This window comes from Agathobaculum sp. Marseille-P7918 (assembly GCF_900625105.1).
Lineage (GTDB): Bacteria > Bacillota > Clostridia > Oscillospirales > Butyricicoccaceae > Agathobaculum.
The window spans coordinates 527,400-543,763 of the sequence record NZ_UYYD01000001.1; the positions used below are offsets into that span (position 1 = coordinate 527,400).

A 16,364-nucleotide genomic window follows, 5' to 3' on the forward strand; every position below is an offset into this window, starting at 1 on the left:
TCAAATCTTGTGCATCGCGTCGAAGATATCCTCGTGCATGGTGTGGATCTTCATGCCGAGTGCTTCGCCGTCCTGATCGAGCAGATCGGCAAGCTTGGTAAAGTCCACCGTGCACTTGTCGATGTTGACCAGCATGACCATGGCGAACATATCCTCCATGACGTTCTGGGAGATGTCAACGATGTTGACCTCGTGCTGATAGAGCGTGTCCGAGATCTTGGCGATGATGCCGGTGCGGTCCTTGCCGACCACCGTGATGACTGCGCGCATACTTTTTCCTCCAGTTTATATGTTTATTTTTATCGAACACAAAATAAGTTTTTACAGAAACATCGGCGCCGCAGACGCATCCGCCTGCTCCTGCCCTGCTTCCACGATGGTATTGATGATGCTGTTGGACACCAGAAAGCCCTTTTCGGTCAGATACCAGCGAGTTCCCTGATGCGCGACCAGCCCGTTGCCCATCAGGCTGCGGAACGCCTCCTCATAAGGCGTCGAGTCGATGTTATAGCGCTTTTCGAGTTCGAGGAAATCCACGCCCTCCGCCGTGCGCAGGCGCACCATCAGGTATTCGCCCTGCCGCTGGAAGGTCGGCACCTCGTCCTCATCCCGCACGATATCCTCGCCGTTTATGTACGCCTTGATATCCCGTGCAAACTCAAACCGGCGGCCGTTCATAAAGGAATGTGCGCCCGGTCCGAGGCCGAGATACTCGGACAGATCCCAATATTTATAATTGTGCCGCGAGCGGAAGCCGGGCTTGGCAAAATTCGAGATCTCGTAATGCTCAAAGCCGTTTTTGCGCAGCAACTCGCACATGGCGAGATAGGTATCCGCCTGCGCGTCGTCGTCCGGCAGAACGGGGTTTTCGCGCCCCATCGGGGTCGCAGGCTCAAGCTTGAGCCCGTAGCACGACAGGTGTTTGGGGCCAAGCGCCAGACACTGCTCGACCGAGTCGAGGAATTTCTCCTGCGTCTGGCCGGGCAGGCCGTACATCAGGTCAAGGCTGATGTTGTCAAACCCCTTTTCGCGCGCCAAATCAACCGCATCTTTCGCCTGCTGGAACGTATGGATACGCCCGATGCGTTTCAGTTCGTCCTCCTGCGCGGACTGCACGCCGAAGGACAGACGGTTGACGCCGTGCTTTTTCATCGCGTCGAGCACCTTTTTATCCGTGCTCTCCGGGTTGCACTCGACCGTAATCTCCGCGTCGTCCGCGAGCGGGAACTTGTTCCGCACCTCCTGCAAAATGCGGCCGAGGTACTTCGGCCCCAGACAGGTCGGCGTGCCGCCGCCGATGTACACGGTGTCCACCGTGTAGCCGCTGCACGTCCTCCCGTATTCGCGGATATGCGTCAGCAGCGCCGAAACATAGCTTTTCATCAAATCCGCGTCGGTCACCGAATAAAAGTCGCAATAGGCGCACTTTTTGACGCAAAACGGAATGTGCAGGTACAGCCCAAGCGGCCGGTTATTATAACTGAACTTACTCATGATTCCTCATCCAGCTTCAAGACTGCCATGAACGCTTCGGTCGGGATCTGCACCGTACCGAGCGAACGCATCTTCTTCTTGCCTTCCTTTTGTTTTTCCAGCAGCTTCTTCTTGCGCGTGATATCGCCGCCGTAGCACTTGGCCAAAACGTCCTTGCGCATGGCCTTGACCGTCTCGCGCGCGATGACCTTGCCGCCGATCGCCGCCTGAATCGGCACCTCGAACAGCTGGCGCGGGATGTTCTCCTTGAGCTTTTCGCAGATGCGGCGCGCGCGGCCGTAGGCCTTGTCGCGGTGCACGATGAACGACAGCGCGTCCACCTGATCGCCGTTGAGCAGCATATCGACCTTGACCAGATCGCTCGGGCGGTAGTCGAGGAACTCATAGTCGAGCGACGCATAGCCGCGGGTGCGCGCCTTGAGGGCGTCGAAAAAGTCGTAAATGATCTCGTTGATCGGCATTTCATAATGCAGCTCGACCAGATTCGCATCCAGATACTGCATATCCTTGAACACGCCGCGGCGGTCCTGACACATCGGCATGATGTTGCCGACATATTCCTGCGGGGTCATGATGGTCGCCTTGACGAACGGCTCGCGCGCCTCTTCGATCTGTCCCGGATCGGGATAATCGTGCGGGTTGTCGCACTGAATGACCGTGCCGTCGGTCTTGACGATCTCATACACCACGCTCGGCAGTGTTGTGACCAGATCGAGGTCAAACTCGCGCTCGAGGCGCTCCTGAATGACCTCCATATGCAGCATGCCGAGGAAACCGCAGCGGAAACCGAAGCCCAGCGCCACCGAGCTTTCCGGCTCGAAGGACAGCGCCGCGTCGTTGAGCTGCAATTTCTCGAGCGCGTCGCGCAGATCGGGGTACTTGGAACCGTCCTCGGTGTAAATACCGCAGAACACCATCGGCCGCGCAGGACGGTAACCCGGCAGGGCTTCCGCCGTCGGGCGGTCGGCCTCGGTGACTGTATCGCCCACGCGGGTATCGGACACGGTCTTGATGGACGCGGTGAAGTAACCGACCTCGCCCGCGCACAGTTCCTGCTGCGGGGACAGGCCGAGCGGCAGCATATAGCCGCACTCGAGCACCTGGAACACCGCGCCGGTCGCCATCATCTTGACCTTCATACCCGGGCGAATGCTGCCTTCCATCAGGCGCATATACACGATAACGCCCTTATAGGGGTCATACTGGCTGTCAAAAATCAGCGCGCGCAGCGGCGCGTCCGAGTCACCCGTCGGCGCGGGAATATCCGACACGATGCGCTCGAGCACCGCATGGATGTTGATATTCATTTTCGCAGAGATTTCCGGGCTGTCCTCGGCCGGGATGCCGATGATATCCTCGATCTCCTTTTTGACGCGCGGCGCGTCGGCTGCGGGCAGGTCGATCTTGTTGATGACCGGCACCACTTCCAGCCCGGCGTCGATCGCCAGATAGGTGTTGCCCAGCGTCTGCGCCTCAATGCCCTGCGCCGCGTCCACAACCAGCAGCGCGCCTTCGCACGCGGCCAGCGAACGCGAAACCTCATAGTTGAAGTCCACATGACCGGGCGTGTCGATCAGGTTCATCTCATAGGTCTTGCCGTCGTCCGCTTCATATTCCATGCGCACGGCGCGCGCCTTGATCGTGATGCCGCGTTCGCGCTCCAGATCCATATTATCGAGTAATTGCTCCTCCATCTCGCGCTGCGATACCGCCTTGCATTGCTCGAGCAAGCGGTCGGCCAGCGTGGACTTGCCGTGGTCAATATGCGCAATAATGGAGAAATTACGAATTTGCTCGCGATTTTTCACCCTGAAAGCTCCTTATCTGTTCCAGAATAGCAATATGGAAATATTATAACACGTTCCCGCCACTCTCACAAGCGTTCTTTTCCGTTTTGCCGCCCGTCCCGGCCCGCTTCTGCTTTTTTGCACAAATTTAATGTGGTTTTGGGGCGGATTTGATGTTGCCGCGCTATCATAAAAACTGTAATCAAGCTATACTCTTTCTCTTTTCTTTTATACTCTTCCCAAAAGCGGAGGCGGCCCAAGGCCGCCTCCCCATATTTTTTCACAAAAGGCTTGCATTCTTTGGAGGGCGGGTATATACTGTGTTCAGCAAAGCACATAGCTGCTGTGCTAAAAACCGAATATCAGGATTCTTCAGGGCAGGGTGCAATTCCCTACCGGCGGTACAGCCCGCGAGCGGATGCCTTTCCAAAAGGCGGATGCATGATTCGGTGAAACTCCGAAGCCGACAGTATAGTCTGGATGAAAGAAGAATGTGCGGAAAAACGGATTTTGTTCCGTTTCCGTCTGTTTGCTGTTCTGAAACGCGTTTTGTGTTTCAGATTTTTTATTTTTATGACGTTTCGCCCCGAAGCATCTGCTTTCGGGGCGATTTTTTCATTTCACAGCCTTGTCAAGGCTCTTAACACGAGGTGATCCGGTTGCAAAACCAAACGGAAACTTACATGCGCCGCGCACTCGAGCTGGCAAAACGCGGCGCGGGACACGTCAGCCCCAACCCGATGGTCGGCTGCGTCATCGTCAAGGACGGGCGCATCATCGGCGAGGGCTGGCACGAATACTGCGGCGGCCTGCACGCCGAGCGCAACGCGCTGAAAAACTGCACAGAGGACCCGGCGGGCGCGGATTTATATGTCACGCTTGAGCCGTGCTGCCACTGGGGCCGCACGCCCCCCTGCACGGACGCGATTCTGGAAAAGCGCATCGGCCGCGTATTCGTCGGCTGTCTGGATGCCAACCCGCTCGTCGCGGGCAAGGGCGCGCAGATCCTGCGGGATGCGGGCATCCCGGTCGAGACCGGCATCTGCGAGGACGAGTGCCGCCGGTTAAACGAAGTGTTTTTCCACTATATCACAAACAAAACGCCCTATGTCGTGCTCAAGTACGCGATGACGCTCGACGGCAAGATTGCCGCCTACACCGGCGACAGCCGCTGGGTGACGGGCGAAGCCGCCCGCCGGCATGTGCACGAAACCCGCGCGCAGCTGTCCGGCATTATGGTCGGTGTCGGCACGGTGCTCACGGACGACCCGCTGCTCACCTGCCGCATCGAAGGCGGCCGCAACCCCTATCGCATCATCTGCGACAGCCATGCGCGCACCCCGCTGGACTGCCAGCTCATCCGCACTGCGCACGAAATCGACACGGTCATCGCCGTGACCGAATGGAACGAGCGCGCCGCAGCGCTTAAAAAAGCGGGCGCACATCTGGTGCTGTGTCAGGCGAAAAACGACAAAGTAGACCTCACCGACCTGATGCACCAGCTCGGCGCGCACGGACTGGACAGCATCCTGCTCGAGGGCGGCGCGGAACTCGCGTTTGCGGCGCTCGAAGCGGGCATTGTCCACAAGGTACAGGCGTACATCGCGCCCAAGCTGATCGGCGGTGCAGCCGCCAAAACGCCGCTCGGCGGCACGGGCTTTGCCAAAATGGCGGACGCGATGCCGCTCAAAAACGTCACCGTTACGCCGCTGGGCGAGGATTTTCTCATAGAGGGGGTACTATAACGTGTTCACCGGTATCATTGAGGAAATCGGCACGGTACGGCGCATCGAGCGCGGCGCCGCCGGCGCCCGGCTCACCATCGCGGCAAAAACCGTGCTCGAAGGCACCAAGCTCGGCGACAGCATCGCAACCAACGGCGTGTGCCTGACGGTCGTGTCCCTGACCGCGGACAGCTTTTCGGCCGATGTCATGGCCGAATCGCTGCGGCGCTCGAGTCTGGGCGCGCTGCAAAGCGGCTCACCAGTCAATCTCGAGCGTGCGATGCCCTTAAACGGCCGTTTCGGCGGTCACATCGTGTCCGGCCATATCGACGGCACGGGCACGGTCGCGTCCCAGCGCCGCGAGGACAACGCGGTCTGGGTAACCGTGCACGCCCCCGCCGCCTTACTGCGCTACATCGTGGAAAAAGGCTCGATCGCCATCGACGGCGTCAGCCTGACGGTCGCGGCGGTGGACCAAACCGGCTTTGCGGTGTCTATCATCCCGCACACGGGCGCCGAGACCATCCTGCTGGGCAAAAAACCGGGCGAGACGGTCAACCTCGAGTGCGACGTGATCGGCAAATACGTTGAAAAGCTGCTGACGCCGTATGCGCCCGACCAAAAAGCGAAGCCGAGCGGCATCACCATGGAATTTCTGGCCCAGAACGGGTTTTGAGCAATACAAGGAGGAAAACCACTATGGAACAGCAATACTGCACGGTCGAGGAAGCGCTGGACGAACTGCGCGCCGGCCGCATCATCATCACGATCGACGACCCCGACCGCGAAAATGAGGGTGACATGATCTGCGCCGCCCAGTTCGCCACGACCGAAAACGTCAACTTCATGGCCGTCAACGCCAAAGGCTTGATCTGCACGCCGATGAGCGAAGCGGTCGCCCAGCGGCTGGGGCTGGAACAGATGGTCAAGGTCAACACCGACAACCACCAGACCGCGTTCACCGTTTCGGTGGACCATGTGAACACCACGACCGGTATCTCGGCCGAGGAGCGCGGCTACACCTGCCGCATGTGTGCCGACCCGAACACCAAGCCGGAAGAGCTGCGCCGTCCCGGCCATGTGTTCCCGTTGGTCGCGCGCTACGGCGGCGTGCTCACCCGCAACGGCCACACCGAAGCGACCGTAGACCTGTGCCGGCTGGCAGGGCTGGAAGAGTGCGGCCTGTGCTGCGAGATCATGCGCGACGACGGCACGATGATGCGCACGACCGAGCTGCTCGAGCATGCGAAGCAATGGGGACTCAAGGTCATCACGATCAAGGAACTGCAGGACTACTGCCGCCGCCACGATAAACACGTCGTGCGCGAGGCATGCGCCAAGCTGCCCACCCGCTTCGGCGAGTTCCAGATCTACGGCTACATCAACGACCTGACCGGCGAACATCACGTCGCGCTGGTCAAGGGCGACATCGGCGACGGCAAAAACCTGCTGTGCCGCGTGCACTCGGAATGCCTGACCGGCGACGTGTTCGGCTCGCGCCGCTGCGACTGCGGCCAGCAGCTGGCAGCCGCCATGCAGCAAATCGAGCGCGAAGGCCGCGGCGTGCTGCTCTACATGCGGCAGGAAGGCCGCGGCATCGGCCTGATCAACAAGCTGAAAGCCTACGAATTGCAGGAACAGGGCTGGGACACGGTGGAAGCCAACGTCAAGCTCGGCTTTGCCCCCGACCTGCGCGAATACTGGATCGGCGCGCAGATCTTACAGGACCTCGGTGCGAAGGAGCTGCGTCTGCTCACCAACAACCCGGAAAAGATCTATGGTCTGGACGGCTTCGGCGTCGAGATCGTCGAGCGTGTGCCGATCGAGATCGCCCCGCAGGAGGACGATGCATTCTACCTGCGCACCAAGCAGATCAAGATGGGCCACCTGTTCAAGCATGTACTGTAAAGCAATATATTTGAAATAAAAAAACGGAGGAAATCACTATGAAGGTACTCGAAGGAAAACTGGTTGCCGGCAAGGGCAAATTCGCCATCGTCGCATCGCGTTTCAATGAATTCATCGTCTCCAAGCTGGTCTCCGGCGCAGAGGATACGCTCGTGCGCCACGGTGTGGACACGGACGATATTACGCTCGTCTGGGTGCCGGGCGCGTTTGAGATCCCGCTGGCGGCGCTCAAGCTGGCGCAGTCGGGCAAATACTGCGCCGTGCTGTGCCTCGGCGCGGTCATCCGCGGCTCGACCTCGCACTACGACTATGTCTGCAACGAGGTTTCCAAGGGCGTGGCGCAGGTCAACCTGCAGACCGGCGTGCCGACCACGTTCGGCGTGCTAACCACCGAGAACATCGAGCAGGCGATCGAGCGCGCCGGCACCAAGGCCGGCAACAAAGGTGCGGACGCCGCCATTGCCGCGCTCGAGCTTGCCAACCTGCTGCCGCAGCTGTAAGCATCCCAACTGCATCTAAAAAACAGCGCAAAACGGGCTTGCCGCCTGCAAATTGCAGACGGCAAGCCCTTTGTCTGTTGATACGCAAAAATTAGATCAGTTCAAAACAATCGCATTGACCGCCTCGATCAGGTCGACCACATAGCTGCGTCCGATGAGCGAAACCGGTTTTCCATCCACCACGGCAAGACAGTTATTGCCGTCGTAGCGGTAGAGCGCAATGCTGACGCTCGGATAGTTTTCGTTGTCCAGATGCACCGTCAGGCTGATTTCCTCCTTCTGATCGGGCTCTTCGTTGGTAAAGCTGTTCGCGCTGAGCGACGTCAGGGCATCCTGGAACTCCGTGATGTCGATTTCCTCATCGCCGTAGGAGTAGGTTCTGTCATCCGCGTCACCCTCGGTCGTGATCGTATAGGTTTCGCCCTCGAGCGTGATATCCACCTGATTGATATCAGCAAAGTCCGCTGTCAGTACTTCCCGATGCCGCAGGTCGTTATAAGTTGCGGCGATCAAGGCGTAGTACTCCTCCTGCGTAATTTTATAGAGGATCGGCGACTCGCCCACCCGCACATATGCGGTAACGGTCTCCTCCTCGTCGGTTTCAGCGGTATCCGTGTCGGATTCCGCCTCCTCCTGCGCCTTTTCACGCTCTTCCGGGTCGCGGCTGAGGTGCAGCACAAAGCTGTTCTGGGTCTCGTTGCCGTCGTCATCCTCTTCGGTGTAGTCCACCTGCACCGTCAGCTCCGGATCGTCCAGCCCATAGGTCTGCAAATCCTCGTCGGTCGCCTTATAGGTCATATAATCGGTCAGATCCAGGTCGCTGATTGCTTGCAGATAATTGTCTACCTGCTCGGTATCGAGCGGCACGGTTTCCCCGTCCTGCTGCGTGAAATATACGTCGTCCGCGCAGTAGCTTGCGTCGCTGTCCGCATCATAGGTGATCTCATACTCCGCCGCACCCCAGAAGGTGATGCTGTCCGCCTGCTCCACGTCCGGCGTCTCGTCGTTGTCGATCATCTCGCTGAGCGGCGCGTCAAAGTCATCCAGCGGGTCGTTCTGCACCAGATACACGTTCCCGTCGCCGATCGAGACATACCGTTCTTCATCCATCTGGCTGTAATCGCCCAGCAGGATATCATACGTTTGATCCTCGGTCGTGATCGTGATGGTGCAGACCGGATCGTCCAGACCATACTGTCCCAAGTCCTCCGGTTCCTCGATGATAAAGGATACGCCGAACTCCGCAAAGCGGCTGAGCATTTCCTGTATTTTATCCGCGTCCACCGGGAATTCCGCGTCATCGTCATACTGCCAGACGTCCTCTTCCTTGTGGAAGGCCAGCGTGCGCGCATCATACTCCCAAGACAGGGACTGTACCGTGTCGGTATCCAGTTCGAGCACCACTTCGTCGCTGTTCCGGATCTCTTCCTGCCGCTCCTCATACCGGCTGAGCACAAACGTCGCCGCGCACGCGACCACCAGCACGCCCAGCAGAATCATCAGCCGCTTAGACCGCTTCATTTTGCCCCCTCCTCCTTCTCAGCACCACATAAATGCCAATGCCCAGATACGCCAGCGGGAACACGCCGATCATAATGACCTTGAGCAGCGAAGAAGTGGAATCGCTGATGGTCAGATAGTTATAATTAAGCGATTTGCTGCGGATCGCCATGGCTTCGCTCTCCCCGATCAGCGAGGACAGCCCGTTCATACCCAGATTGACGTTTGCGCCCGAAGAATAGGCGTTATACATATCCTCCAAAAAGCTGGACGAGGCAAACCAGAGAATCCTGCCGCCGCTGGTGCACTCGACAGAGACTGCCACAGCAAATGGGCCGTCGATATCGCCGTCCTCCTTATCGTAGGTCGTCATGTCATAGCCGTCCTGCTTGCTGAACGAAGCGTCCGAGGTGGTCAGCAGTTCGGTAACCGTCGCACCGGCCGTATCCTCGCCCACGGTCAGACCCTGCGCAATCGGGAAAATGGGGTAATAATGCTCTTCGATCAGGGAGTCCGTCAGATCGCTGCTGTTCATATCCGGCATCAATGCCAAGGGCGACTGAAACGCGTAGTGTTCCCGATCCCCTTCGACCACGATGCCGTCGGCTGCGGAGACGCCATAATCCCCGATGACACTGTACAGATTATCCAGACTGCCGTCCTGCACCGGCCCCGCCACGACCATCAGCTTGCCGCCGTCGGCCACATAGTCGGCCAGCAGGTCCTTCTCCTCTGTGGAAATATCGCTCGACGGGGCGTAAATCAGGATGCAGTCCGCGTCCTCCGGGATGCTGTCCACGTTGAGCAGCGAGAAGGTCTGCAATTCCATATTCTCCTTTTCGATCTGCTCGCGGAAGGTTTCCGGCAGATCCGCCTCGCCATGGCCCTCGAGCACATAGACCTGTGGCTGTTCGTCGCTGACCACATAGTCGATCGCCGACGTGATCGCGCCTTCGCCGTCAAAAGAGGTGTTGTACGAATAGGAATACAGATCCGCCTCGGCCAGATAGATGTCATCATAGCCGATAAACCGGTATTTGTCGCCGCACTCGACCACCAGACTGTTGTTTTCCACGGTTTCACTGGTGTACTGCTCGGCAAAGGTGGGATACACATCCGGGTTCTTTTTGACCACCTCGATATGGTCGGACAGGCTGTCGTACTTGCTCAGCAGGTTTTCGATGACCTCATCTTCCTCGCCCGACTGCACAATCCAGTAGATGGTCACATCCTTTTCCAGGGCGTTCACCACCACCTTGGTGTTGCTGGTGATCGAATAGAGCTTGGTGGAACTGATGTCGTATTTGGTCAGGGTCGTCGGCAGCGCCGACACAAAGATATTCACGACGATCACGAGCGCCAGTACGATGGCCGTAATCATCAGCGAATACGAACCGCCCTGAAACGCGATACGGTTGCGCGCCGCAGGATCGATCCGGAAAAAGGACAGTATCTTTTTCATCAGTTATACCTCCTTTTCTCCAGCGACTGCACGGACAGAAACAGGAAAAATGCAATCACGCTCAGATAATAGACCACAGCCGTCATATCAAACATGCCGTTGACAAAAACCTTAAAACGCTCAAAGAGCGAAAGCTGGGTCATAATGCTCGGCAGCAGGCCCTCAAACGAGGTGCTGTCGATGAAATACAGCAGCAGCACCGCTGCCAACAACACCAGACAGATGCCGGACGCCAGATTTTCATTCCGCGTCAGATAGCGGATCACCGCACCCAACGCCACAATGATCACCAACAGCGCGATCACCGACCCTGCCGCGGTGGACGAAACATACTCCGACAGGCTGACGCTGTAATAGTTAAACAGGATCACCGCGATGCCGATACCGGCCGCAAGGCCCTGATTGTCCGTCAGGGACGAAAGGAACATACCCACAGCGATCAGCGCCGCGCCCATCAGGAAAAAGGCGAAGATCGAACCATAAGAAGTCAGCAGGTACACATCGCCGAACTGCGCAAAAATCAGCGGATAGACCGAAATGATCGCCAGCGGGATCAGATAGATGATGAGCAGTGCCAGATATTTGCCGGCAATGACCTGCAACGTCGTGATCGGCAGCGAATACAGCAGCTGGTCGGTCTTTTGCCGCCGCTCCTCCGCAATGACGCGCATGGTCAGCACCGGCACGATCACCACAAACACCAGACTGCCGAAACTCAGCACATATTCGAAATTGCTCACCGCCGCCTGAATGTTATACAGCATCGCGCCGATGCCGATGAATGCCAGCAGGAAGGCGCCGAACACATACGCCGTCAGCGAGTGGAAATAGCTTCTGATTTCATGCTTGAATACCGCAATCATTCCGCCTCATCCTCGCTTTCTACCCATTCGATCTCCACCGGCTCCGCCGGGGCCGCGGACGGCTCTTCGGTTTTCTCGGTCAGTTCGATGAAGATATCCTCGAGGTTTGCCTTCTTGAGGTTGACTTCGAGCAGCGCCTTTTCCCGTCCGGCAAAGGCAAAAAACAGCGCGCGGGACAGCGCGTAGATATCCGTCCCATCGGTTTTGACCCGCGCACGGACATAGCCGGTCTCCTGCGCCTCGACCTGTATCTCGGCGATGTGCTCAAGCACGCCGAGGATCTCTTCCGTTTCTTCCGGCGTCGCTTCCGCCGTCAACACGATCTCGCTGGGCGACAGCAGCTGCTTTTCCAGATTATCCGGCGTATCAAAGGCGATCAGCTTACCCTTGGCAATGATCAGAATCTTTTCGCAGATGGTCTGCACCTCGGACAGGATGTGCGAGCTGAGAATGACCGTATGCGTCTGCCCAAGCTGCTTGATCAGATCGCGGATCTCAATGATTTGCAGCGGGTCGAGGCCGACCGTCGGCTCATCCAGAATGATGACCTTCGGGCTGCCCAGCAGCGCCTGCGCAATGCCGACGCGTTGCCGGTAGCCCTTGGACAGCGCCGCGATCGAACGGTGTTTGACCTCCTGTATTTTGGTCTGCTCGACCACCTCGGCCACCTGCCGCTCCAGTTCCGCGCCCCGCAGCCCTTTGGCCTCGCCCACAAAGCGCAGATATTCCAGCGGGGTTTCGTTCAGATAGAGCGGCGGCTGCTCGGGCAGATAGCCGATCCGCTTTTTCGCCTCGCCCGGCTGCTCGAAAATATCATAGCCGTCGATCCGGACATGTCCCTTGGTCGCAGACAGGCAGCCGGTCATGATATTCATGGTCGTGGACTTGCCCGCGCCGTTCGGCCCGAGAAATCCGTACACTTGCCCCTCCTCAATCTCAAAGGACAGGTCGTCCACCGCCATGAAATCGCCGTAACATTTCGTGAGATGTTCCACTGATATCATGCTTGACCTCCTCGTTGAACGATGCGGCATCCCGCACCGGTTTGCAAGGATATTGTAACGGCTGACGCTGAAACGACGCTGAAAGCTGCGCCAAAACCGCAAAAAAAGAGGAAGTCCCGCAAGACTTCCTCTTTTTCGTCAGCATACACAGGGCAATTCCACAAAAAAGCGGTTGACGCCGTCGCGGCTTTCCGCCCAGATCCTGCCGCGGTGCTGCCTTGCGATGCTTTCCGCGATGGAAAGCCCCAGCCCGAAGCTGCCCGACCGGCTGCGCGCCGGATCGGCGCGGTAAAACCGCTTGAAAATGTTTTGCAGCTCTTCCGGCGCAATCTCGGCGCCTTCATCCGCCACCGTCAGCACGCAGCGGGTTTTGCCGCGTTTTTGCAGCGTGACCCAAGTGCGCCCCTTCTCTTTTGCGTATTTCTGCGCATTGTCGAGTAAAATCTCCACCAATTCGCGCAGCTGCGCCTGTCCGCCCGACACGCGGATGCCGTCCTCGATCTCAGTGGAAAGCGTCATGCCTTTTTCGAAAAACACGGATTCAAACGGCAGGACGGTCTGCGATACCAACCGGCTGAGATCCACCTCGGCAAACACCTCTTTGGGCTCCGCGTTGTCCGCCCGCGCAAGCTCCAGCATCTGCCCGATCAGCCGCTTCATCTGCGCGGACATGGTCAGGATGCTGCCGAGGAATTTTTCCCGTTTGCCCGCGTCATAGGACGGGTCCTGCATCAGCTCCGCACTCGTCATGATGACGGTCAGCGGGGTTTTCAGCTCATGCGACGCCGCCGCGACAAACTGCCGCTGCTGCTGCCACGCACGCTCGACCGGACGCACCGCCCATTTGGACAGCAAAATGCTGACCCACAAAAACAGCAGAAATCCAACCACGCCAATAATGCAGCAAGTTTTGATCAGCCCGTTCAGTGTGGCACGTTCGCTGGAAATATCCGCAAACACAAGACACCGATTGAGCGGCGTATCCGCGCGGTAATACCGCAGATTATACTCGGACAGCACGCCGAACTGCTTGGGGGACGCGAACGTTTTCTCGATCAGGTTATCCAGAAAAGCGTTGTCCGACAGGTCGTAATACCCGCCGCCGGTCGCAAGCAGATCGCCGGTCGGCCCCAGCCGCAGCGCAAAAAACGGCAGACGCACATCGCTGTCCGGCTCGTCCGGCGTGTCCAGCCGGAACGGCTGCGCCGCGATGTTGCGCATCATGTTCAGGCTTTCCTGCTCCATGTTGGCACTGGTGAAATAGAACACCAGCCCCAGAATAACGCAGAGCAGGATGGTGACGATGGTCATGTTAATGAGCACAAATTTCAGCCGCAGCTTTTTAATCATCGTCCTGCACCTCCAGATGATAGCCCATCCTGCGGATGGCCGCAATACGGATATTCGAGCCGATGCTGGCCAGCTTTTTGCGCAGGAAACCGATGTATACTTCCACATGGTTTTCCACCGCGTCCGAATCAAAGCCCCAGACCCGCGCCAGGATCACTTCCTTGGACAGGTTGCGTTCGCCCGCCTGCAGCAGAAACCGCATGATATCGAACTCCTTGGCGGACAGGCGGATGCTGTTTTCGCCGCAGACCAGCATGGCGGAATCCAGATCGAGCGACGTATTGCCGAACGTGATTTCGTCCACCTGCGCGCCCTGCCGGCGCAGCAGCGCATTGATGCAGGCAAGCAGCTCCCGCGTGTCAAACGGCTTGGTCAGATAGTAATCCGCCCCGGCGTTCAGCCCGGTGATCCGATCCTCCAAACCGGAGCGCGCCGTCAGCATCAGGATCGGCGTACCCAGCCGCTTGGCGCGCACCTGACGCGCCACCTCGTAGCCGTTCATTTTTGGCATCATCACATCCAGAATCAGCAGGTCGTATACGCCCAGCTCCGCATACTGTGCGCCGCTCTCCCCGTCATAGACGATCTCCACGTCAAAGCCCTTCCCCCGGAGCAATTCCCCGATCGAATCCGCCAGCAGCTGTTCATCTTCGATAATCAGGATTTTCAATGTTTGTCACCACGCTTTTGAGTTGCCACTATCATAATATACAAGTTTGTTGAAACGAAGCTGAAAACGTGTGCAAACGGTGTCTTTTTGCCGGCGGCAACACAAACGATTTTATACAGATAGTGCAGATACCGGTCTTTTTACATGGCAGAAGAGAATTTCCCTCCAACCTCTGTCCTTTTTGCCAGTAAAAGCGTATAATAGGACATATCATACGGAATTTTGGGGTTGGAAATGATGAAGGATGAAAAAAAGGATGGAAAGTATTTTCTGGTCTGTGAGCGCAACTGGGTTTACTTCACCTTAATCACCGTCGCCGGGTTTTGGGGCGCCTATACCTATGCCCTGCGCGGCAATGTGTTCTGCAACGCGCAGACCGGCAACGTGGTACTGATGGGTCTGGCGCTCGGCAATGGGCGCTGGGGCGAGGGGCTTTATTATCTGGTGCCGATCTCCGCCTATGTGCTGGGCGCTTTTGTTTCCGAGCTGCTGCCCAACCCGATCAAGCACCGCCTGTATGTACGTTGGGACACGATCCTGATCTGCATCGAAATGCTCGCGGTGCTCGCACTGGGCTTTGTCCCGGAATCCGCACCGGTGCAGATCTCTCAGGTTGTGATCAACTTTATCGCTTCGATGCAGTATAATACCTTCCGGCAGGCGCAGGGCATTCCCGTGGCGACCACGTTTGCCACCAACCATATCCGGCAAATCGGCATCGGGCTGGCCAAAGAGCTGCGCCACCGGCACAACCCAGACAAAAGCCATCGTGTCAAGCTGGCAAAACACGCCCAAATGCTGTTCTTTTTCGCCTGCGGTGCCACGATAGGCGCAGCCCTCTGCCATTTCTTTCTCGGCAAGGCCATTTGGGCGACGGCTCTGCCGCTGTGCGTCATCTTTGTGACGCTGCTGCACGCGGATCTGACCACAGAGCGAGACTTGGTCGAGCAAAAGCCGGCGGGCCACTGATCCGATACGGCAAAGCGATATAAAAAGGCCATATCCCACAGAATACGCGGGATATGGCCTTTTTGTGTGCCGTGCGGCATGCTTTTTTGTCTTAAAGTTTCTGATTGCCGACCGACCAAACATGGCTTTGTTTTGCCGCCGCTGCGGTATTTTGTGCCATCACGCCCACAAGCGGATGCGGCACATAGCATTCTTCCAAAAATGCGCATTCCTCCGCGGTCAGTTCCAGCGACACGGCCTTGACCGCGCCCTCGATATGGTGCGGCTTGGTGGCGCCCACGACCGGAGCAGTCACCTTGGTCAGCAGCCATGCCAGCGCAATTTCGGTCATGGACACACCTCTGCGGTCCGCGAGCTCCGCCACACGGGCCAGAATGGGAGCGTCCAGATCATGCGCCGCACCATACTTTAGCTGGGCATAGCTGTCCTCCCGCAAACGCTGCGAGGTCTCACCCGGCCGTTTGGACAGACGCCCGCCCGCCAGCGCGCTGTATGGCGTCAGCGCAATGTTTTCTTCCCGGCAATATGGAACCATCTCCCGCTCCTCTTCGCGGAAGATCAGATTATAATGCCCCTGTACGGAGACAAATTTGTCAAATCCCTCCCGCTCAGCCAACGCATTGGCTTTGGCCAGCTGCCAAGCAAAGCAGTTGGAAATGCCAATATACCGGACTTTTCCTGCCTGGACAGCCTGATGCAACCCTTCCATGATCTCATACAGCGGTGTCTGATAATCCCACATGTGATAGATATACAGATCGATGTGATCCATGCCGAGATTGCGCAGGCTTTTGTCCAGCATACGCCGGATATGCTCCTGTCCGCTGATGTTCTGTTCGATTTCTGCCTCGGTGCGGGGCAGGAACTTGGTAGCGACGACCACCTCATCCCTTTTGGCAAAATCCCGCAGGGCACGGCCCACATACTGCTCGCTGGTGCCGCTCTGATAGGCAATGGCCGTGTCGAAAAAGTTGATCCCTTGTTCCAGGCCCTGCCGGATGATCGCGCGTGTCTGCGCTTCGTCAACCGTCCAGGAGTGCTGCCCGTTTTGGGCATCTCCGAACCCCATGCATCCCATGCAGATGCGGGATACCCGCAAATCCGAATGGCCCAGTTTGGTATACTGCATCATC

At 57.8% G+C, this 16,364-nt stretch carries 15 protein-coding genes and 1 riboswitch; of the genes, 5 read left to right on the forward strand and 10 right to left on the reverse strand.

The genetic code is table 11. The annotated features are described in order from the left end of the window. The 3 genes from EJL02_RS02535 to lepA are packed head-to-tail and all read right to left on the reverse strand — an operon-like array spanning position 1 to position 3,302. Positions 1–270, reverse strand: coding sequence for an ACT domain-containing protein (locus EJL02_RS02535; RefSeq protein WP_125114833.1), 270 nt, complete (start codon positions 268–270; stop codon positions 1–3). A 51-nt stretch (positions 271–321) separates the two neighbouring features. Continuing rightward, the gene (gene hemW, locus EJL02_RS02540; protein WP_125114834.1) at positions 322–1,494 is read right to left on the reverse strand and encodes a radical SAM family heme chaperone HemW; all 1,173 of its coding nucleotides are present in this window, start codon (positions 1,492–1,494) and stop codon (positions 322–324) included. Then, on the reverse strand, positions 1,491–3,302 hold the full coding sequence (lepA, locus tag EJL02_RS02545; RefSeq protein ID WP_125114835.1) for a translation elongation factor 4: 1,812 nt from the start codon (positions 3,300–3,302) through the stop codon (positions 1,491–1,493). Before lepA ends, hemW begins: the two co-directional genes overlap by 4 nt. Before the next feature lie 343 nt (positions 3,303–3,645). Further along, positions 3,646–3,777: riboswitch (FMN riboswitch) on the forward strand. 163 nt (positions 3,778–3,940) lie between these two features. Between lepA and ribD the strand changes: the two genes are divergently transcribed. Genes ribD through ribH form a run of 4 tightly spaced genes read left to right on the forward strand, consistent with a single transcriptional unit; the run spans position 3,941 to position 7,413 of the window. Further along, entirely contained in the window at positions 3,941–5,026 is a 1,086-nt protein-coding gene (gene ribD / locus EJL02_RS02550) for a bifunctional diaminohydroxyphosphoribosylaminopyrimidine deaminase/5-amino-6-(5-phosphoribosylamino)uracil reductase RibD (RefSeq protein ID WP_279221132.1), read from the forward strand. 1 nt (position 5,027) lies between these two features. Beyond that, on the forward strand, positions 5,028–5,681 hold the full coding sequence (locus EJL02_RS02555) for a riboflavin synthase (RefSeq protein WP_125114836.1): 654 nt from the start codon (positions 5,028–5,030) through the stop codon (positions 5,679–5,681). A gap of 23 nt (positions 5,682–5,704) precedes the next feature. After that, entirely contained in the window at positions 5,705–6,913 is a 1,209-nt protein-coding gene (locus EJL02_RS02560) for a bifunctional 3,4-dihydroxy-2-butanone-4-phosphate synthase/GTP cyclohydrolase II (protein WP_125114837.1), read from the forward strand. A gap of 38 nt (positions 6,914–6,951) precedes the next feature. After that, positions 6,952–7,413, forward strand: coding sequence for a 6,7-dimethyl-8-ribityllumazine synthase (gene ribH / locus EJL02_RS02565; RefSeq protein WP_125114838.1), 462 nt, complete (start codon positions 6,952–6,954; stop codon positions 7,411–7,413). Between the two features lie 96 nt (positions 7,414–7,509). On the opposite strand, the gene EJL02_RS02570 is transcribed toward ribH, so the two are convergent. The 6 genes from EJL02_RS02570 to EJL02_RS02595 all read right to left on the reverse strand — a co-directional run bounded on the left by EJL02_RS02570 (position 7,510) and on the right by EJL02_RS02595 (position 14,262). Next, entirely contained in the window at positions 7,510–8,934 is a 1,425-nt protein-coding gene (locus tag EJL02_RS02570; protein WP_125114839.1) for a DUF4340 domain-containing protein, read from the reverse strand. Continuing rightward, a complete protein-coding gene (locus EJL02_RS02575; RefSeq protein ID WP_125114840.1) occupies positions 8,921–10,375 on the reverse strand; it encodes a GldG family protein in 1,455 nt (484 codons plus the stop codon). The genes EJL02_RS02570 and EJL02_RS02575 overlap by 14 nt, the downstream gene beginning before the upstream one ends. Beyond that, complete coding sequence (locus tag EJL02_RS02580; RefSeq protein ID WP_125114841.1) at positions 10,375–11,238, reverse strand: ABC transporter permease; 864 nt, start codon at positions 11,236–11,238, stop codon at positions 10,375–10,377. The genes EJL02_RS02575 and EJL02_RS02580 overlap by 1 nt, the downstream gene beginning before the upstream one ends. After that, positions 11,235–12,242 carry an ABC transporter ATP-binding protein gene (locus EJL02_RS02585; RefSeq protein ID WP_125114842.1) on the reverse strand — a complete coding sequence of 336 codons (1,008 nt, stop codon included), beginning with the start codon at positions 12,240–12,242 and terminating at the stop codon, positions 11,235–11,237. The genes EJL02_RS02580 and EJL02_RS02585 overlap by 4 nt, the downstream gene beginning before the upstream one ends. 138 nt (positions 12,243–12,380) lie before the next feature. After that, positions 12,381–13,592, reverse strand: a complete 1,212-nt coding sequence (locus EJL02_RS02590; RefSeq protein ID WP_125114843.1) for a sensor histidine kinase — start codon at positions 13,590–13,592, stop codon at positions 12,381–12,383. Further along, a complete protein-coding gene (locus EJL02_RS02595) occupies positions 13,585–14,262 on the reverse strand; it encodes a response regulator transcription factor (RefSeq protein ID WP_125114844.1) in 678 nt (225 codons plus the stop codon). Before EJL02_RS02595 ends, EJL02_RS02590 begins: the two co-directional genes overlap by 8 nt. Before the next feature lie 237 nt (positions 14,263–14,499). On the opposite strand from EJL02_RS02595, the gene EJL02_RS02600 reads away from it, so the two are divergent. After that, positions 14,500–15,231: a YoaK family protein gene (locus EJL02_RS02600; RefSeq protein WP_243114381.1), complete on the forward strand. Its 732-nt coding sequence runs from the start codon at positions 14,500–14,502 to the stop codon at positions 15,229–15,231. 91 nt (positions 15,232–15,322) lie between these two features. Here EJL02_RS02600 and EJL02_RS02605 read toward each other — a convergent pair whose 3' ends face one another. Continuing rightward, positions 15,323–16,360 (reverse strand): aldo/keto reductase, encoded by a 1,038-nt coding sequence (locus tag EJL02_RS02605; RefSeq protein ID WP_125114846.1) that lies wholly within the window; start codon positions 16,358–16,360, stop codon positions 15,323–15,325. Positions 16,361–16,364 lie beyond the last annotated feature (4 nt).